We start from the raw sequence: 18,979 nt of genomic DNA, 5'->3' as shown, positions 1-18,979 counted from the left end.
AAAATTTATATCACAATGAAATCAACGTATTCTATTATAGAATAGATATATACCGCTTTGACTTATTAACACTTGTAAACATCGATAAAAAATGTAGTATATTTGAGCAATAGTTTCTAAAAATAGGGATTTTCATGAAGATTGCCTTAGTCGCTGGAGGCTATATTCCTGCACCTCCCTTATCAAGTTCTATTTTGACTCTTATCCAAGAGTATAAATATTTTTTAGATAAGATTGGACATCAAGTAGATATTTTTAATAATAAAGATGTTAATGGAGTTATAGATAAAATCAATAATGGAAATTATGATTTTGTACATTTACACGCCTATGAATTTGCTAGTCAATTCAATAAAAGCCTAGAGCAAAAATATTGTTTTAGTTGTCATAATGGCTATTTTTTAAAAAAAGATAAATGGGAAGAAGATTTTAAAGAAGGATTTCAACATTACCTAAATGCACCTGGGATAATTGCCCTTTCTAATCCAACAAAAAATATTTTTATTAAAGCAGGCTATTCTGGATATATATCAGTGCAAATAAACGGTATTGATACTCAAAAATTGAATTTTAAAGAACAAGGAAATAATAAAGCTATTTGTTTGGGTTGGATTCAACCCAGAAAGCAGCAGAGATTGCTAGCAGAAACGATTGATGGTAAGTTAGGATTAGATTTTGTTGGGCCTTTAGATGACCCTACTTTTAAAGAAGGAACCACGACAAAATATTTAGGTATCTGGAGTTTAAAACAAGTTTATAATAATCTCACAGATTATAATTGTTTAGTTTTAATTAGTAATGGAGAAATTGCACCGCTTGTAGTATTAGAAGCAATGGCAGCAGGTTTATGTGTCGTTGTTTCAGAATCGGCTAGTGCTAACTTACACTCCAAAGAATTTATTAAAGTTTTGCCAGATGATACATTCACTAATTCTACCGCCGAAAATAAAAAAATTGTTTGTGACACAATTATTGATTTAATTGAGAAAAATAAATCTTTTCGCCAAGAAATTGTAGAATATGTCAGAGAAAATTTTGATTTTAGTCACATCATCAAAAACTATATTCAGATAATTGACGATTTTAGCAAGTTTGATTATTAGTAAGCCATCAATCAGTAACTGTGTATGTCTAATACTGCATCACAGCAATAGACATGGGGTTAGCAGCGATTTTTGCAGCAAAAATTAGGATATTTAAGGAAAAATGAATTATGAATAAAGAAACGATAGAATTTATTGACAGAACATTGTTAGCAGATGGAGATTATGTTTCAGTTGGGCTTGAAATTATCAAACCAGATAAATGTTTTCCCAATATGATTGTAGAAGATATAAATACTTCTGATTTGCATTCTCTAAAACGTGAAATTCCTCATAATCTGTATGTAGATAAAAGAGAAACAGATGTAGGATTTCTCAGTCGGGATGAAGCACATATTCTTTATAATACTGCTCATAAGTTTAGGGATAAAAAAGCTTTAGCTATTGGCTGTTGGTATGGTTGGTCTGTCTGTCATCTGGCATTAGCAGGAGTAAAATTAGATGTAATTGATGCTCTATTAGCCAGAAAAGATATTCATGAAAGTGTAACTAACTCTTTGCGATGTGCAGGTGTCATGGACTCAGTTAATCTAGTAAGTAGTAATATTCCACAAAAAATAGAGGAGTTAGACGAACAATTACAACGCAAGTGGTCGTTGATTTTTATTGACGGAACTAATGAAGCTATAAATTCACTCAATTATGCAATTATCTGCGAACAATTAGCAGAGACAGAAGCTTTTATTCTATTTAATAACTTAAATTCTCCCGATGTTACCCAAGGCTTAGATTACTTAAAGCGAAAAGGGTGGAACACAATGATTTATCAAACAAGACAGATTATGGGAGTTGCTTGGCGTGGCAATATTGAGCCAGTCCAACATCAGCCAGATCCAAATGTTAATTGGAGTGTACCAGAGCATTTGCAAAACTATCATGTAAGTGAATTATCATCAGATTCAGTAAATGAATTTATGGAAATTATTACTGCTATCCGACCTTATACCTTATTGGGCGAAATACGCTTATTTTCACTTTACTCTCTAGCAAAAAAAATTTGTATAGAAGATATTCCCGGAAATTTTGTTGAATGTGGAAGTTATAAAGGGGGAGCAGCAGCACTTTTAGCATCCGTAATTAAGCGATACAGCTTGCGCCCACGTCTACTTTATGCCTGTGATACTTTTGAAGGAATGCCCGAACCGACGGAGATAGATATATATAATGGAATACCTGCAAATGAAACTGGGTTTGGAGTTGGCACTTTAAAAGCTCCAATTGGAGAAAATATACAAGCGATTTGTCAATTGTTAAAAGTCCAAGATATTGTTGTACCTGTTAAGGGTTTGTTTGCTAATACATTGCCTCAGTATAAATCAGAGATAGGCAATATTGCTTTTATGCACGCTGATGGAGACTGGTATGAATCAACAATGGATATCTTCAATACGCTCTATGATAGCGTTGTTATTAATGGGATGATTCAGGTGGATGACTATGGCCATTGGGATGGTTGTCAAAAAGCCTTACATGACTTTGAGCGTTTGAAAGGGGAGAAATTTAAATTACATCGAATTGACTACACTGCGGTGTGGTTTAGGAAGGGTTAAACAATATTTAACAGCCCAATATTTTTAGAAGGATGTCACTTAATTTTTGAGTTATGCATTGGTCTGTTAAATATCTCCCTAAGTTTTATTAAATTTGAATAAATCAGGTATTTTTTACCAGACTAAAGTACAATCCCCAGGATCTAATATGCCAACTTCTTTATTGACTTTGATTGTAGGAATGATTTTAATTAACTCTTCTTTTGTATATGAATTAAAATCTTCTGGATTGATTTCATTGTATGTAATATAGCCTTTGGTGGCAGAAAGAACCACCTTTTCTAGATAAATATCTTGTATTTCTCGTCTCAGTTCCGTGAAGGCATAATTGCTAATTACAAGATCATAATTCTCTTTAGGTAATTGATTCATTGTCTTATAGACTATCGTCGTGTTTAATGGGTAATGATCTAAATATCTTTGAGCTAGCATTAGCACTGGTTTTAGATCAATCAACGTATATGTTTTTACCTTAAAATAACTACTGACAATTCTACATAGCCCTCCATAACCAACTCCGATTTCACATATATTTAAGTTGTCTAGAGTGCCAAATTCAGATTCTAAATCTGACAAAATTTTTATGTATCGTAGGGTAGGTGCTGCGATTGTCCCAATGCCCTCGTAATCAAAAACTATAGGATTGCCAATCCGATCATTTTTAAGAAATTCATTAATCTTACTCAATACTTTAGAGGAAGAATTTTTGGTTGCTTCCAGATACTCTAAGCCTTGACCGAAGTCGTCGTGTTCTAATGCGATCTTGTATATTTCATTGCGACGAAAATCTTTAAATATGGAAGAATCCAAGCTAGCTTTTAAACAGAATTCAGGATAGTCAATATTGTCAGTCAGGCTGGTTTGTAAAACCTTATCTTGGGAGTTCATGCTTACTACTGTCCTTATTTAGGCATAACTATTTATTCAACTTAGTTGCCCAGCTAGTCTATAAATGAAGAGTCATAAGTCACTTATAAATAAAAGCTGAATACAGAAGAGTCTATGAATAGTTCTTCTGTAAGCTACCAAGCAGATACTGTGATAGAGGTCGATGCTTAATAGTTCTCTTATCTCAGAGTTTAGTTACAAAACTGACCTCAACTCTTACGTGTAAAATTACCATACATCAGCTAGAGATTCAGTATTTTGGATAAAACAACCCAAATACTCTCTATGACAGCGTTCTCGCTAATGGTATAATTATAATGCTGATGAGTAACTACGGTTATTGGAAAAATTATTATACCAATTATTTCTGAAACTGCACAAAATCAAGGTTAGTCACACTTGGGTCTTAGTCACAAAGTCTGACAAACCTCACAGGTAATCGGGATCAGAAAGCTTTACATGAGTTTGAACATTTGAGAGGTAAGCAATTTAACCTTCATCAAATTGCCTACACTATGGTGTATTTTAAGAAGAGTAAATTCATATATACTCAGCACATATAAAAATAGATTAAATATATAAAAATAAATACTTCCATACGGAGTTTTTAGTCTAATTATTAATTTATATATGAAGTTTTCAATTATCCTTTATTCTTCATAATTATATATTTTAATTTTCACTCTTCAGATAATGCAATTGATTAACTACTTGGCATGAAATTTACTCTTTTTAAATCCCAAATTCAAAAAACTTTCCGCCAGACGACCCATTCTGCTTGGCGGCTTTCGCTGGTAGGAATTATTCTGAGTATATTTTTAATTTTCTTATATGGTTGTCAGGGGACATTCCAGAATAATGATAGAGTAATTAATTTGAGTTTATGGCAATCCATAAATCCTCCTGCTAATCGGGATGTGTTTAACAAACTAGTAAATAAATTTAATCAAACTCATACTGATATCCAAGTAGAATCTATCTTCATAGGTCAACCCCAATTGCCAAAAATATTAACAGCAGTTGTGGGCAATACACCTCCAGATATTCTGTCATTCGATCCTCAATTGACAGGTCAGTTTATGGAACTAGGGGCAATTCAACCTTTAGAAGAATGGCTGGATAAATTGCCATTGAAGTCGGAAATTAGCCCCAACCTATTGGAGGAATTAAAATTAGACGGTCATCTTTGGTCAATTCCACTTTATACGAGCAATCTAGGGATTTTTTACCGACCTAAACTTTTTCAAGCTGCCGGAATTACGCAAATTCCTAAAACTTGGGAAGAGTTAAGGGAAGCCGCCAAAAAACTGACCATAGACCGGAATGGTGATAATAAACCTGAACAGTACGGAATGTTGCTGCCTTTAGGAAAGGGAGAATGGACTGTCTTTAGTTGGTTTCCTTTTTTATTGGGTGCTGGCGGCGAGGTAGTGACAAATAACCGTCCGAATTTAACGAATCAGGCAGCTATTAGTGCCTTGCAATTCTGGCAAAACCTCATGAAGGATGGATCAGTAATGCTTTCGCCTCCAGAACGTGGTTATGAAGAGGATGGTTTTATCACGGGCCGGGTTGCGATGCAAATCACGGGGCCTTGGACTTACATCATGAAGTCTAATGTTGATTATGAAGTGTTCCCTATACCTGCAAGTGTTGAGCCTGCTACAGTGACAGCGACGGGAATATTGTATCTAATGAAGACCACGCCAGCAAGAGAGAAAGCAGCACTCAAATTTTTAGAGTATGTTTTGAGTGAAGAGTTTCAAGAAGAATGGAGTGTCGGAACGGGTTTTTTACCAGTTAATATCAAAGCTGGTCAAAGTGAAGCTTTTAAGGAATTTATTAGCAAAAAACCTGTTTTAAAAGTATTTATGGAGCAGATATCTGTATCACTTCCTCGACCAATTATTGCTGGATATAGTCGTCTTTCTGACAGTCTGGGTCGAGCGATTGAGGCGACATTACTAGGTGAGTCTGCCGAAAAAGCACTTAAGGCAGCACAAGAACGTTTAGAACTTATTTGGGATGACAAATGAAAATCCTGAAGAAACTCTAGTTTAGCGATGTAGATTTCTTTTTAATGTACACAAACCAATTGCTGGTACAGCTCCCAGTATGATTGCCGTAAGCCCTTGTCCACTCCAATACAATATAAAATTACGGCTTGCTTCTGGAATCAGATTTTGCACCAGAAAAAGCATCCAAACCAAAATAGTAATTAGTAAGAAAGAAATTGAGGGTAGAAAATTCCACCACCAAATACCTGCTGTATATCGTCTGAGTACCAGCCATTGGCAAAGCCCCAGCCAAACACCCGAAATTATATATGCGATCGCAGATAAAAATCCGAAAATAAAAGTTTCTTCAGGTGATGATGAGGCTATAGATGAAATGTAGTTGATCCAGGCTGTAGAAACACCGTTGGCAATCAGCCAACCAATGCTAGTCGCAAATAGCCATTGTAAACCCGGTAAATATCGGTAAAGAATCAGGGCTTGGTCAGCAGCAAAAATTAAGGCAAATACAACATTACTGAGACTTCTGACCAAAATACTCCATATTTGTGCCTGGAGAGCAATACTCGGTGAGCTTTGGAGAATAATTTTCTCTAAGGCGATACTGGCAACGCCACCCACAACCCATCCAATCAGGGTCATTAAGGTAAACTGAATAAAGAACCTCTGTCGCTGCGATCGCGGAATCAAAAAGTTTCCTGAATTAAGCTCGTTTTTAGCAGATGCAACACGATCGGGACTATTAGAGTCAGTTTCCATAAGAATATTAGGGTAGCGATGGAATAGGGAGATTAGGAAGATAGGGGAGCAGGGGGAGAATGAGTAATGCCCACTCCTCAGTTAAATATTGATTCTTGTTTTATCCTATTTCTCACTCGTCAGTCGCTATTTTCTATTATTTGCTACTCTTTAAACGCAAGTCTCTTATGTCAATAATAGCAGTATATTCTCAATAAATCCTGAATTAATCTCATTAACTTAAGCTTATTGCTAAAGGCTTAAGAGTCGCCTGTCATAGATATATGCCTAACACAACGCCAGTTGCTACCCTGTGGGAATGCTAATAGCGTAGCTTGCTTCCCCGTAGGGGTACAAGTCGGTATCACCCAACCCAGTGGCTTCCTTACAGAAATTTTATTTTTACTTTATAAATAATCTTTTAACTTTAGTTCCGATTATCAGGATACCCGTTGAAAATCCTTAAAGATGTGTATACACATCTTTTACTTTTTACAGCTTGGCGATATCACGGTATTCTTTATGCAGTACGAATCGTTTTTAGACTTCCAAAACATAAGAGACTACTCTAGTAATACTAAATCATTCGTGAGAAAGAAAATCCCTGAAAAACGTATTTTTAATCTCATTATTTTTTAACATTTAAATTCATATTTATATATAAAACTTTGAAAACATTTTTTATTTCTACTTAGTTAGACAATTGAAATATATTTAGTAATAGAAGCTTTATCAATGAGTGTTCAATAGTTTGTGCAGGGCAGCCACTTTATGTCAATAAGAGCAGTATATTGCAAATAGAATCTTATTAGCCATGCTTGTTGCTAAAGCTTTAGGTGTATTCCATCGTAGACATCGCTTTGAGACTTGGAAACTAAACCAAACGAGAAATGCTGATTTTTTCGTTGTTTCTTAACCTTAGTTGCGATCGAGAGCAATCAATTTAGATGGGTTTGCCCTACCATTACCCTTTTGCTGCCAACCTGTTGAAAAAGCGTAATCCTAGAATGATAAGCTAAACAGTGGCATAAAAATTGTGACTTAGGATGAAGTGATAAATGGGTGTTCCTTCAACAACTCCTCATCTCTTACGGGCTGCTCGCGGTGAAGTAGTAGATCGTCCCCCTGTATGGATGATGCGACAAGCGGGACGATATATGAAAGCATATCGAGACTTAAGAGAGAAGTATCCTTCGTTTCGCGATCGTTCGGAAATTCCAGATGTAGCAATTGAAGTTTCCTTGCAACCGTGGAAAGCCTTCCAACCAGATGGAGTAATTTTATTTTCTGATATTGTCACCCCATTACCTGGTTTGGGGATTGACATGGATATTGCGGAAGGTAAAGGGCCAATCATTCATTCCCCCCTCCGCACTCAAGAACAAATTGATCGTCTGCATCCCTTAGAACCAGAAGCAGCCCTACCATTTATCAAGACAATTTTACAAGCGTTGCGTTCTGAAGTAGGCGATAAATCAACGGTGTTAGGCTTTGTGGGTGCGCCGTGGACATTAGCAGCTTATGCAGTTGAGGGAAAAGGTTCTAAAACCTACTCCATCATCAAAAACATGGCATTCTCAGATCCGACGATACTGCATCAACTGTTAACTAAATTAGCAGATGCGATCGCCATCTATGCCCGCTACCAAATTGACTCTGGCGCTCAAGTTGTGCAAATGTTCGATTCTTGGGCGGGTCAGTTGAGTCCTCAAGATTATGACACCTTTGCTCTCCCCTATCAGCAGCGAGTTTTCCAGCAAGTCAAACAAACCCATCCCGATACACCATTGATTTTGCTCGTTAGCGGTAGTGCGGGTGTGTTGGAAAGAATGGCACAATCTGGCGCTGATATTGTCAGTATAGACTGGGCAGTGGATATGGCAGATGCACGAGCCAGATTGGGTAAGCAAGTCAAAGTTCAAGGAAATCTTGACCCAGGCGTGCTATTCGGCTCTAAACAGTTTATCCGCGATCGCATTCTCGATACCGTTCGCAAAGCTGGTAATTGGGGTCATATTCTCAATCTCGGTCATGGTGTCCTTCCAGAAACTCCCGAAGAAAATGTCGCTTTCTTCTTTGAAACCGCAAAGGAATTGAATCTTGCAGGAGTTAAGAATTAGGAGTCATACAATTTTAGATTTTAGATTTTAGATTTTAGATTTTTCTTTCAATCCAAAATCCAAAATTCAAAATCTAAAATTTCCAGAGTTATAAGTTATCAGTTGCAATTCGGAACTTTTAACTTTATTCTTAACTCTTTAGTTTTAACTCCTAACGTTTGATAAATTTTTATGAGCCAGAAACGCATCTTAGTGACTGGTGCAAGTGGTTGTGTAGGTCATTATTTAACAGAAGCCTTAATTAAAGAAACAGATCATGAACTGTATCTGCTAGTTAGGAACCCCAGCAAACTGCAAGTTGATACTAAAGCCCGTTCAGGTATCAACGTTTTACAAGGTGATATGCAAAATATTCGCCAGTTTGCCGACTTACTATCCACAATTGATACGGCGGTACTCACTGCCACAGCCTGGGGTGGTGATGAAACATTTGATATTAATGTCGTCAAGACTATAGAATTACTCGAATTGCTAGATCCAGAACGTTGCCAGCAGGTGATTTATTTTTCGACAGCTAGCGTTTTGGATCGCTATAATCAACCATTAAAAGAAGCTGGTGAAATTGGGACAGATTACATCCGTTCCAAATATGAGTGCTTACAGAAAAAAGAAAAATTAGCGATCGCATCCAAAATTACCACAGTTTTTCCGACTGTAGTATTGGGCGGTGATGCGAATAAACCCTATTCTGCTGTCACATCTGGTATTACAGAAGTGACGAAATATATTAATGTGATTCGTTTTTTGGAAGCAGATGGCAGTTTTCACTTTATCCACGCACAAGATATTGCCACTGTCGTGCAATATTTAATCGATCATCCTGCCAAAAACGATCAACCATGTCGGCTTGTTTTGGGTCAAGCACCGTTAACTGCTAATCAAGCAGTAGAACAAGTTTGTGCTTATCTGGGGAAAAAGATTTACTTTCGCATTCCCATCTCTATAGCATTGGCTAATTTGATTATTGTTCTGTTTCGTATTCAAATGGCTGCTTGGGATAGATTTTGTATGAACTATCGGCATTTCACTTATGAAAAATTCATCAATCCCGATAGTTTAGGCTTACCAAATTATTGTGCAACCATGAGCGATGTTTTAAAAATTAGTGGCGTTGAACGTGCTGATTGAGAAAATATCTATTATTTGCTAATGATAACGGTCATTTGTAGAGACGGCGATTTATCGCGTCTCTTACCTTAACCGAGCCGTATTGGCCCAAGTCCTACTGATATGAATTTAGTTTGCAGCCTGGTGGTAGTTAGAAAAACCAGAAATCTCTTGATTCCTGTTTCAACATGCTTTTCTTTTTGCCGATTAGCTGCAAGAAGACCAGTCGCTAGCCGCCCATTAAAGGGAAAAATATCGGTGGTAAGATAAAACAACTTTAATAAAAAGTCAATAACTCTTTATTTTCGTTAGAGTGGGATAACAATCAAAGTGTGAGGATTGATACTACATGCGAATCTTGTTAGTGTATCCAATATTTCCTAAAACTTTTTGGTCTTATGAAAAAATCTTAGAGTTAGTCGATCGCAAAGTTTTATTACCACCTCTGGGTTTAGTCACAGTAGCCGCTATTCTGCCCCAAGAATGGGAATTCAAGCTGGTAGATCGCAACATCCGTCCAGCAACAGAAGAAGAGTGGGCATGGGCAGATATAGTAATTCTCTCTGCGATGATTGTCCAGAAGCAAGATTTACTTGAGCAAATCCAGGAAGCCAAAAAACGTGGCAAGTTAGTCGCAGTCGGTGGCCCCTACCCCACCTCTGTACCTCACGAAGTTGAAAATGTTGGCGCAGATTTTCTGATTCTGGATGAAGGGGAAATCACTCTGCCTATGTTTATTGAGGCAATTCAACGGGGTGAAACTTCTGGAACTTTCCGCGCTACAGAAAAACCTGATGTCACAAGCACGCCAATACCCCGCTTTGATTTATTGGAATTGAATGCTTATGACATGATGTCGGTGCAGTTTTCGCGCGGGTGTCCCTTCCAGTGCGAATTTTGCGACATTATTGTTCTCTACGGCCGCAAACCACGCACCAAAACCCCAGCCCAACTGTTAGCAGAGTTAGATTGCCTCTACGAATTGGGTTGGCGGCGGGGTGTGTTCATGGTAGATGACAACTTTATTGGCAACAAGCGAAATGTAAAATTGTTGCTGAAAGAGTTAAAAGTCTGGATGGCAGAACACAAGTATCCCTTCCGATTTGACACTGAAGCTTCAATTGACTTAGCCCAAGACGCAGAAATGTTGGAGTTGATGGTTGAGTCTGGTTTCTCGGCAGTGTTTTTGGGAATTGAAACGCCGGATGAGGATAGTTTGCAAATGACCAAGAAGTTTCAAAATACTCGCAGTTCTTTAACTGAGGCAGTGGAAACTATCATCAAAGCGGGATTGCGCCCGATGGCTGGGTTTATTATCGGCTTTGATGGCGAAAAAGCAGGTGCAGGCGATCGCATTGTCCGCTTTGCGGAACAAGCAGCTATTCCCTCTACTACCTTTGCAATGTTGCAAGCGTTACCTAACACCGCGCTTTGGCATCGCCTGAAAAAAGAAGGACGACTGCGGGAAAATCAAGATGGAAACATCAACCAGACAACATTGATGAACTTCCTCCCTACCCGTCCCCTAGAAGAACTTGCTAGAGAATATGTTGAAGCGTTTTGTACTTTATACGACCCAGTAAATTACTTGGATCGTACCTATCGCTGTTTCTTAATGATGGGTTTGCCGAGTTGGAAAGCACCAGCAAAAATGCCAGAGTGGATAGTTGTCAAAGCCTTGCTGATTGTAATTTGGCGACAAGGAATCAAACGGGAAACCCGTTGGAAATTCTGGCACCATTTGTTTAGCATTCTCAAGCATAATCCTGGAGTGATTGAGCATTACATCTCTGCTTGCGCCCACAACGAGCATTTTCTAGAGTATCGCCAAATTGTGCGCGATCAAATTGAAAGTCAGCTAGCTGAATATCTAGCACAAGGGGCTGAACAGCCTTATGTGCTAGTCAAGGAAAAAGCCGAGGAAAAAGCTGAAGCGGTAGTTAGTTAAACGTGGTAACGGATAAGCCAATCGTAAGTGATTGATCGCATCTTCACCCGTACATTTGTACGGGTGAATTTACGTTTATAGCTAGTGGCATTTATGAATGAAAATAGTTTTTGTAGAGGCCGGTTTCCCCCCTACCTCTCAATACTTCTCGGTTAAGCATTTTTAATTCGGAATCGGATTTTGGGTAAAGGGTACTGGGTTTGGGTTAAAGGTTTTTTCTTTCCCCTTCCCCCTTCCCCTTTTCCCCTTAACCGAGAAGTATTGCCCTGCCTCTTGTCTCCTTCATATTTTATCTACCGCGATCGCGTTCTAAATCATCAATCACTTTTTGCAAATACCACTCGTCTGACATACCAGGATGATAATCCTGTTTCTGCTGAATCAATCTTTCGGCAATTTCCCAATATCCCCCAACCATTCGCAAAAGTCGCTGATGTAGCAGGTTATATTTTTGCTTTTTTGACTGTGGACTAAATTTCTGGATTTTTTCTAGGCTACTTAAAACTTGTTGATAATTTCCCCAGTCTTCTTGTTCACAAAAAATACTCGCCGCCCGTTGATAATCTTCCACGGCATTTTGCATTTCTTCTAAACAAGTATAGGCAATGCCACGATTGTAGTAAGCTTGAGCATCATCAGGATTTATTTGCAGCGCTTGGGTGTAATCTTGAATTGCACCCAGATAGTTGCCCGTCGTGCGATAGGCATTACCTCTGGCAATATAAACTAACGCATCTTGTGGTTGCATCTGGAGTGCTTGATTAAGATCCGCGATCGCACCTTGATGATCTCCCAATATAGAACGGGCTTTACCTCGGTTGCGATAGACAATGGCATCTTGAAAATTTAGTCGCAATGCTTGATTAAAATCTGCGATCGCTTCTCGATAATTTCCCATTTTACAACGCACAACCCCACGACAGCAGTAAGCTTGGGCATCTTGTGAATCGGCTTTTAATACCCAGTTTAAATCGGCCAGTGCCTCTTGGGTATCTCCTTTTTCAGCTTTTTCTAATAACTGGGTGAAATAATCATTGGTGGATAAAATTGGCGCATTTGGGGAACGTGATTGTTGTACAACAGGTAATTCTTGGGGTTGTAGCTGTTTAATTCGTTCCAGACACAGCCGACAGTTTTCTTTATCCTGTTGTTCTAAATATAATTGTGCTGCTTTTTTAAAGTTAGCGATCGCATCTTGAACATAACCCTGTTTGCGCCGCACCATTCCCCGCAGATTATAAGCCGCAGCATAATTGACATTGAGACGAATAGCGCGTTCAACATCTTCCAGCGCCCCTGGTAAATTTTTCAGCGCCACCCTAGCCAATGCACGACAATAATATGCTTCTACACTCTCAGGATTAAGTTTCAGAGCTTCAGTATAATCTGAAACACCCTTAAGGATTGCTCCTGAGTCATAATATGCTAAACCCCTTTGTAAGTAAGCTTCGGCAAAGTAAGGTATCAGTTGTAAAGCATGGCTAAATTCCTCAATTGCTCCGGCGTAGTCTTTTCTCCTAGCCTTTTCCAACCCTCTATTGTAAAATTCGTCATTCATAACATTTTCAGTTAGTTGAATTCCAGCAAGCTTGCTTCGTAGCCTAACCTATCCACTCACTCTTAATATTCTAAGTATTCAGCGTATCTTTGCTTAATTTCGGATTTGCAGTGAATTAAAACGAACAAACCCCGTAAATTTTATCGGCGATATTCATGCAATTGAATATTATACACTCCAGATTCTAGAGTTAGATTTAGTACAAATCTTGGCTCAAAAATTTGATTAATATTATCAATAATGAGTTATACCAATGAAAATCAGAACTATCACAACAGGTATATCACTTCAATCTTCACAAGATCAGGAAACAATTAAGCAAGCTGCTGAATTTAATCAGCAAGCAAAGATTCTCTTTGAAAAACAAGGATACGAAGTACAAACAACTAGAATCGCCACTAATAGCTGGGAAGAATATCTGCAAGGTTTGTCAAAAATCGCAATTATCAATGAAATTCAAACTCTAGAACAACTTTGCCAAAGTTTGAATATCAGCTTTTTCAATATTGGTTATGCCAGTAAGCCTGAAACTATAAATATAATTCCAGATATCAACAAAAATACATCGATTATTTACTGCTCTAGCAAAATTGGCGACAGGGAAACTGGCATCAATTTTGAGAATGCTAGAGAATCCGCTAAAGCTATTAAACGTATTTCCCAAGAAAGTGAAAATGGTTATGGCAATTTTCGTTTTTGTGCATGGGCAAACTGTCAGCCAGGCATCCCATTTTTTCCTACAGCCTACCATACAGGCAATACATCTTTCGCTATAGGTTTAGAGTTAGGTGACTTGGTAATGCAAGCATTTTCACAAGCTAACAATATGATAACAGGAGAGCAAAACCTACAATTACTTTTAGAATCCGAATTAAATCAAGTCGCGGTTATTTCCGAAAAAATATCTGATAGATTCGCCATTACATATACAGGAATCGATACCTCTCTAGCCCCATCCTTGGATAAGAAAAACAGTATTGCTTTTGCTTATGAAAAATTGATTAATGGTAAGTTTGGGCATTCTGGAACTCTCAGCATTTCTGGTATGCTGACTCATGTACTGAAAAATGTATCAGTAAAAATCTGTGGTTACTCTGGGCTGATGCTTCCAGTTTGTGAAGATGTGGGACTGGCTACCAGAGCTAATGAGCAAACTTATGATATTACAAATTTATTATTATATTCAGCCGTTTGTGGTTGTGGACTGGATACAGTTCCGATTCCGGGTGATATAACGATAGAAAAAATTGCAGCTTTATTAATTGATATGGCAACTTTAGCCATCAAGTTAGATAAACCACTCTCAGCTAGATTATTTCCAATTCCAAACAAAAAAGCTGGGGAAATGACTACATTCAATTCCCCATATCTGGTAGATTGCAAAATATTTACATTTGACTAAAATCATTCCGAAAGCAAGCTAGGAGAAGTTAGTACAAAAACATCCCTACTTCCTTGAGCGTTATGCTGTGGTTTTATGGGAGTGGTGAAGTGGAAAAAATCATGATCGTTAACTAATAAAAGTTCTCCCGGATTTAGAACTTTGCTAAATACAGGATTTTCTTTTTTGGCAGCATATAGATGTGTTTCTCCACCTTGAATATTATCTCTATCTACTGAAAATATGCCAATAAAATCAGTACCATCTTGATGGATACCTTCAGGTGCTGGATTACCCAAATTATCTAACGAACAAATAGTTCTAATTTGATGAACCCCAATTTCCGCTTCAGGATGAAGTTTACAAGAATCACTAAATGCTAAGACTAGATTTCTAAAAATATCAAGTTCTATGAGTCCATCATCTAATTCTGCGAACTCTCTTTTTATATCACCCACCAATGGATTATACTCTTTACTTTGAAAGAGATAGCCATGAGGTAATTTGATTAACTGATTTCCAGAAACTGTGAACCGAGATAATCTTCTGGAACGATAGTTGCCTTTGATGTAAGGATCAATAGGCATATTACTAAAAAATGGCTTGAAACCTTCTGGATTGATTGAATTTACTTTTCTTAGAGTAAACAGAAAAGCATATTCTAATTCCGTTGCTGTCTCCAATTTTTGCATAGGATTTACCTCCTTGCACGTTGAAATCTCCCGGATTTTTTATGGGAGGCTTATAATGCTTAGTATATGCTACTTTTTATTACTATGTTGTCAATTTAACTACAAAAGTTGACAATCTATGATATATAAAGTTGTTTGATTTCTGTCACAGGGTGGAGTCGCGGCTGCAAAGATTTACTGTTGAGAGTTAGGTGGGTAAAGAATCGACGTATATTTACTAGCAGCAACAAGGTTTTATAATGATGGATTGGCTTTACCGTTACCCACCTTTGTATCCGGGTATTTTACTCAAGCGTTACAAGCGATTTTTTGCTGACGTTCAACTTACTTCTGGCGAAATAGTGACAGCACACTGTCCTAATACAGGGCCAATGACTGGAGTATCAACTCCCCAAAGTGCTGTACAGCTTTCCAAAAGTGATAATCTTAACCGCAAATTGGCTTACACTTTAGAACTAATTGAGGTACATGACAATGAGCCGACTTGGGTAGGCATAAATACTTTTTTGCCCAATCGGGTGGTAAAGCTAGCTTTGGCAAAATATCTTTTCCCCGAATTGGGTGAGTATAGCCAAATCAAGGGCGAGGTGGTTTATGGGCTAGATAAAAAAAGTCGAGTAGATTTTTTCTTGACGGGGAGTGATGAGGAGCGCCCGATTTATTTAGAAGTTAAAAATACAACTTTGTCTGAGGGGAGACTAGCTTTATTTCCCGACACGGAAACTACAAGAGGACAAAAGCACTTGCGAGAACTAATGGCGTTGCTACCTCTAACTCGTGCGGTGATGCTTTACTTTATCAATCGGGGTGATTGTACAGAGTTTTCCCCCGGCGATCGCACAGATCCTGTCTATGGTAAATTATTACGGGATGCGATCGCTCTTGGTTTAGAAGTCTTACCTTGCCGTTTTGATATTTCCCCCGAAGGTATCCGTTATTTGGGTTTAGCAAAACTCAAAATTTGATTATACTTAATTAAACAATAAACCCATCTAGACAGGATCTAGATGGGTTTGTTGGTAGTTGGTGTTTACTAAAAAACATTCAACCAGATTTTAATCAAGAAACGACTATAGGTAGTCGCCACCCCAGAAATAGCATTCACTATTCTGAAGTTTGCTTATGCAGGAATCAAAACTGTGTCAATTACGTGGATGACACCGTTATCAGCAGCAACATCTGCTGTTGCAACTTTTGCATCATTGATTTTAACGCCATTAGAAGCGTCAATTTTTACATCTGAACCTTCAACTGTTTTAGCTGTCTTCAGTTTAGCTACATCAGCAGCCAGTACTTTACCTGAGACTACATGATAGGTCAAGATTTTCTTGAGCTTTGGAATATCTTTCAGTAATGCGTCTACTGTACCTGCTGGAAGCTTGTTAAATGCTTCATCTGTGGGTGCGAAGACGGTGAATGGGCCATCACCTTTCAGTGTATCTACCAGACCAGCCGCTTGGATTGCTGCAACTAGTGTCTTGAAAGAACCATTGTTAGTGGCAGTGTCAATTATGTTGGCCATGTGTTTTACCTAGTTCTGTGTAACCTGTTACAAATCTAAACTATTTGTCTATAAAAGCTATCTATCGTTAGATGTATGTCAAATCAATTTTTTTATTGGTAGCATAAAAGTTTATATATATTTTTATACACACAGAGAATTATATATAGTTAATCCTAGATAGATGAGTTACAAGCACTCCTGATTCGTGGTTTACCGCCGCAGATATCGCTCCTTTTTTACACATCGGTAAGTGCGATCGCTTTTCACTAGTGTTAGTACAGCACTAGTACACCAGCTTAATTACCAACTAAATTAGGCAATAACTCGTTTAAAACTACTTTATTGGTAAAAATCTATTTTAGTAATTTTTACAAAAAACCTATACTGGACAAGTAATTCAGGGTATTTTTAAAGTTTAACTTCCGTTACCAAGCTTTTTATCATGATTCTATGGCCAAAAATGTTGGTAATATGCGTGTTTAACTGATATTATTTCATCACTAAATACATTTCACTTTTTGTTTGTGTAATTCTACTTAGAAATAATAACGGCTCACCATAACTAATGCTTTTAGCAATTGCGAGTCCGTTTGTTTATTTCCAGAATTTTTCGTGCGTAGCAATTACGTCAAAACTCTCTCTAAATGAGATTTATCCATATCCTCTGCATTCAGTGCAGTTGATTTCTGTTGTCTGTATGTAATGTATTTATGTCAAAAATGACACATTCAGCTAATATTTCCCCAAACTATAACTTTCATGAACAGAAGAAGACTTATTGCTTGGATAGCTACAGCAGTTACCAGCATGATGTTGGTAATAGGCTTTCAATTTGTCCATTTATCGCCCGCAAGCTCCACAACTACACTTAACGTGTATGCGGCTGTCAGCTTAACAAACGCACTGAATGCAATTAAAACCCAGTACCAAAATGCTAACCCGACTGTCAACGTTGTTTATACATTTGGTGCTTCTGGTACCTTGCTGAGTCAAATACAAGCGGGAGCTCCAGCAGATATTTTCATTTCTGCTGCTACCGACCAAATAGATGTCTTGCAGAATGCAAGCCCAAGTAAGTTGGTAGCAGGTAGCCGTAAAAACGTTGTCAGAAATCGTCTAGTCTTGATTGCCCCTACGACACCTCCTGTTAGTGCTGGTAGCGCTGCTCTCACCAGCTTCAATGGTTTGACCAATGCCAATATTACTGGTATTGCCATAGGTGACTATACAGGTACTCCTCCACTTGTGCCAGCTGGAAACTATACCAAACAAGTTCTCACTAGCCGGGGTATTTTCACTACTCTCAACCCTAAGTTATACCTTGCTAGCAATGTGCGTAACGTTTTAACTGCTGTTGAAAATAAAACTCTTGTAGTTGGAGGTGTAAATAAAACTATCGATGCAGGTGCAGTTTACAAAACTGATGCTGCCCTTTCTAACAAAGTAAGAGTTGTAGAAACTGCCCTAACAACAGAGAGCGATCCGATTGTCTATCCATTGGGTATACTCACCAGAACTACAGTTTTAACGACCGCACAGAGTTTTTCTAACTACTTAACTGGTACTACTGCTCAGAATATTTTCAAAAATAATTATGGGTTTCTTGCGCCTTAATTACCACAAAGTAAATCAATTAAGTAGTCATTGTCGTGAATTTTGAACTATTTGGAGTAATGTCTCGTGAAGTTCACTAAAAAACTCTCAATTATTGTTTGTAGTTTGACCACTGCCTTTCTTCATACTGCTGTGCTTACCAATACTTATAAATCGACAGCACAAGCGGAAGGACAAGAACTGATTAACAACGGGGGATTTGAAATAGATCCTCTCGCAGATATTAATGATCCCAACATTTTAAACTCTAATGTTACAGGATGGGTTAAATCTGGTGATCCAACAGCTGCATCGGGTGTTACGATTAGCAACTTTCCTCATACTGGTAATCAAGGTTTATCGCTTGGTGCATTTTCAAGCATTGCTTACATATCACAGACTATCCCTACAGTTCCTGGTCAACATTATCAACTTACTTACTATTTAGCATCCATAGAGGAAGCACCCAATCTTGATAATAAACTTCACGTATTTGTAAATGGTGAGAAGGTTTCTTCCAAAAAGAATATTGCCTACCAAGCCTACACAGAATACAAGTTAGATTTTGAAGCTGAAGGAACATCTACAGAGATAAAGTTTGGTTCTCTAGCCAAGTATGCATTTTTATATTTGGATGATGTGAGTGTCAAAGCAGCACCTGAAGATGAAGGACAACAATGAACTATAGGTCAAAATGTAAGCTGCTTCATCACCTTAGAGGATGTTTGTAAAGTATTAGGTTGTATCAAGATCCCCCCAATTAAGCCTTCAAAGGGGATCTG

At 37.9% G+C, this 18,979-nt stretch carries 15 protein-coding genes; 10 read left to right on the top strand and 5 right to left on the bottom strand.

Annotated elements, in window-relative coordinates; translation table 11 throughout:
- Positions 1-134 precede the first annotated feature (134 nt).
- Both H6G86_RS17845 and H6G86_RS17840 read left to right on the top strand, forming a co-directional pair.
- On the top strand, positions 135-1,103 hold the full coding sequence (locus tag H6G86_RS17845) for a glycosyltransferase family protein (protein ID WP_190935440.1): 969 nt from the start codon (positions 135-137) through the stop codon (positions 1,101-1,103).
- A gap of 110 nt (positions 1,104-1,213) precedes the next feature.
- Positions 1,214-2,653: a TylF/MycF/NovP-related O-methyltransferase gene (locus H6G86_RS17840; protein ID WP_190935439.1), complete on the top strand. Its 1,440-nt coding sequence runs from the start codon at positions 1,214-1,216 to the stop codon at positions 2,651-2,653.
- A 114-nt stretch (positions 2,654-2,767) separates the two neighbouring features.
- On the opposite strand, the gene H6G86_RS17835 is transcribed toward H6G86_RS17840, so the two are convergent.
- Complete coding sequence (locus tag H6G86_RS17835; protein WP_190935438.1) at positions 2,768-3,541, bottom strand: putative sugar O-methyltransferase; 774 nt, start codon at positions 3,539-3,541, stop codon at positions 2,768-2,770.
- Positions 3,542-4,257: 716 nt separating this feature from the next.
- On the opposite strand from H6G86_RS17835, the gene H6G86_RS17830 reads away from it, so the two are divergent.
- Entirely contained in the window at positions 4,258-5,577 is a 1,320-nt protein-coding gene (locus tag H6G86_RS17830) for an ABC transporter substrate-binding protein (protein ID WP_190935437.1), read from the top strand.
- 21 nt (positions 5,578-5,598) lie between these two features.
- Here the strand turns inward: H6G86_RS17830 and H6G86_RS17825 are convergent, their stop codons facing one another.
- Complete coding sequence (locus H6G86_RS17825; protein WP_190935436.1) at positions 5,599-6,315, bottom strand: hypothetical protein; 717 nt, start codon at positions 6,313-6,315, stop codon at positions 5,599-5,601.
- Between the two features lie 1,037 nt (positions 6,316-7,352).
- On the opposite strand from H6G86_RS17825, the gene hemE reads away from it, so the two are divergent.
- From hemE to H6G86_RS17810, 3 genes are all read left to right on the top strand, one after another.
- Complete coding sequence (gene hemE / locus H6G86_RS17820) at positions 7,353-8,414, top strand: uroporphyrinogen decarboxylase (protein WP_190935435.1); 1,062 nt, start codon at positions 7,353-7,355, stop codon at positions 8,412-8,414.
- A 171-nt stretch (positions 8,415-8,585) separates the two neighbouring features.
- Positions 8,586-9,542, top strand: a complete 957-nt coding sequence (locus H6G86_RS17815; RefSeq protein ID WP_190935434.1) for an NAD-dependent epimerase/dehydratase family protein — start codon at positions 8,586-8,588, stop codon at positions 9,540-9,542.
- A 328-nt stretch (positions 9,543-9,870) separates the two neighbouring features.
- Positions 9,871-11,469, top strand: a complete 1,599-nt coding sequence (locus H6G86_RS17810) for a B12-binding domain-containing radical SAM protein (protein ID WP_190935433.1) — start codon at positions 9,871-9,873, stop codon at positions 11,467-11,469.
- 289 nt (positions 11,470-11,758) lie between these two features.
- Here H6G86_RS17810 and H6G86_RS17805 read toward each other — a convergent pair whose 3' ends face one another.
- Positions 11,759-13,027, bottom strand: coding sequence for a tetratricopeptide repeat protein (locus tag H6G86_RS17805; RefSeq protein ID WP_190935432.1), 1,269 nt, complete (start codon positions 13,025-13,027; stop codon positions 11,759-11,761).
- A gap of 253 nt (positions 13,028-13,280) precedes the next feature.
- Between H6G86_RS17805 and H6G86_RS17800 the strand changes: the two genes are divergently transcribed.
- On the top strand, positions 13,281-14,429 hold the full coding sequence (locus H6G86_RS17800; protein WP_190935431.1) for a DUF711 family protein: 1,149 nt from the start codon (positions 13,281-13,283) through the stop codon (positions 14,427-14,429).
- A gap of 2 nt (positions 14,430-14,431) precedes the next feature.
- Here the strand turns inward: H6G86_RS17800 and H6G86_RS17795 are convergent, their stop codons facing one another.
- A complete protein-coding gene (locus tag H6G86_RS17795) occupies positions 14,432-15,100 on the bottom strand; it encodes a 2OG-Fe dioxygenase family protein (protein WP_190935430.1) in 669 nt (222 codons plus the stop codon).
- 239 nt (positions 15,101-15,339) lie between these two features.
- On the opposite strand from H6G86_RS17795, the gene sfsA reads away from it, so the two are divergent.
- On the top strand, positions 15,340-16,065 hold the full coding sequence (gene sfsA / locus H6G86_RS17790; RefSeq protein WP_190935429.1) for a DNA/RNA nuclease SfsA: 726 nt from the start codon (positions 15,340-15,342) through the stop codon (positions 16,063-16,065).
- 155 nt (positions 16,066-16,220) lie between these two features.
- Here sfsA and cupS read toward each other — a convergent pair whose 3' ends face one another.
- Complete coding sequence (gene cupS, locus H6G86_RS17785; RefSeq protein ID WP_114083007.1) at positions 16,221-16,622, bottom strand: CO2 hydration-associated protein CupS; 402 nt, start codon at positions 16,620-16,622, stop codon at positions 16,221-16,223.
- 741 nt (positions 16,623-17,363) lie between these two features.
- On the opposite strand from cupS, the gene modA reads away from it, so the two are divergent.
- Positions 17,364-18,218 carry a molybdate ABC transporter substrate-binding protein gene (gene modA, locus H6G86_RS17780; RefSeq protein ID WP_199338318.1) on the top strand — a complete coding sequence of 285 codons (855 nt, stop codon included), beginning with the start codon at positions 17,364-17,366 and terminating at the stop codon, positions 18,216-18,218.
- Positions 18,219-18,284: 66 nt separating this feature from the next.
- A complete protein-coding gene (locus tag H6G86_RS17775) occupies positions 18,285-18,878 on the top strand; it encodes a DUF642 domain-containing protein (protein WP_190935428.1) in 594 nt (197 codons plus the stop codon).
- Positions 18,879-18,979: the final 101 nt, after the last annotated feature.

Source organism: Nostoc sp. FACHB-133, assembly GCF_014698055.1.
Classification (GTDB): domain Bacteria; phylum Cyanobacteriota; class Cyanobacteriia; order Cyanobacteriales; family Nostocaceae; genus Nostoc.
This window is presented reverse-complemented; position numbering and strand designations above follow the sequence as displayed.

Coding starts and splice junctions, on each gene's coding strand:
- H6G86_RS17845 (WP_190935440.1), top strand. CDS start 135: ATGAAGATTGCCTTAGTCGCTGGAGGCTATATTCCTGCACCTCCCTTA.
- H6G86_RS17840 (WP_190935439.1), top strand. CDS start 1,214: ATGAATAAAGAAACGATAGAATTTATTGACAGAACATTGTTAGCAGAT.
- H6G86_RS17835 (WP_190935438.1), bottom strand. CDS start 3,541: ATGAACTCCCAAGATAAGGTTTTACAAACCAGCCTGACTGACAATATT.
- H6G86_RS17830 (WP_190935437.1), top strand. CDS start 4,258: ATGAAATTTACTCTTTTTAAATCCCAAATTCAAAAAACTTTCCGCCAG.
- H6G86_RS17825 (WP_190935436.1), bottom strand. CDS start 6,315: ATGGAAACTGACTCTAATAGTCCCGATCGTGTTGCATCTGCTAAAAAC.
- hemE (WP_190935435.1), top strand. CDS start 7,353: ATGGGTGTTCCTTCAACAACTCCTCATCTCTTACGGGCTGCTCGCGGT.
- H6G86_RS17815 (WP_190935434.1), top strand. CDS start 8,586: ATGAGCCAGAAACGCATCTTAGTGACTGGTGCAAGTGGTTGTGTAGGT.
- H6G86_RS17810 (WP_190935433.1), top strand. CDS start 9,871: ATGCGAATCTTGTTAGTGTATCCAATATTTCCTAAAACTTTTTGGTCT.
- H6G86_RS17805 (WP_190935432.1), bottom strand. CDS start 13,027: ATGAATGACGAATTTTACAATAGAGGGTTGGAAAAGGCTAGGAGAAAA.
- H6G86_RS17800 (WP_190935431.1), top strand. CDS start 13,281: ATGAAAATCAGAACTATCACAACAGGTATATCACTTCAATCTTCACAA.
- H6G86_RS17795 (WP_190935430.1), bottom strand. CDS start 15,100: ATGCAAAAATTGGAGACAGCAACGGAATTAGAATATGCTTTTCTGTTT.
- sfsA (WP_190935429.1), top strand. CDS start 15,340: ATGATGGATTGGCTTTACCGTTACCCACCTTTGTATCCGGGTATTTTA.
- cupS (WP_114083007.1), bottom strand. CDS start 16,622: ATGGCCAACATAATTGACACTGCCACTAACAATGGTTCTTTCAAGACA.
- modA (WP_199338318.1), top strand. CDS start 17,364: ATGAACAGAAGAAGACTTATTGCTTGGATAGCTACAGCAGTTACCAGC.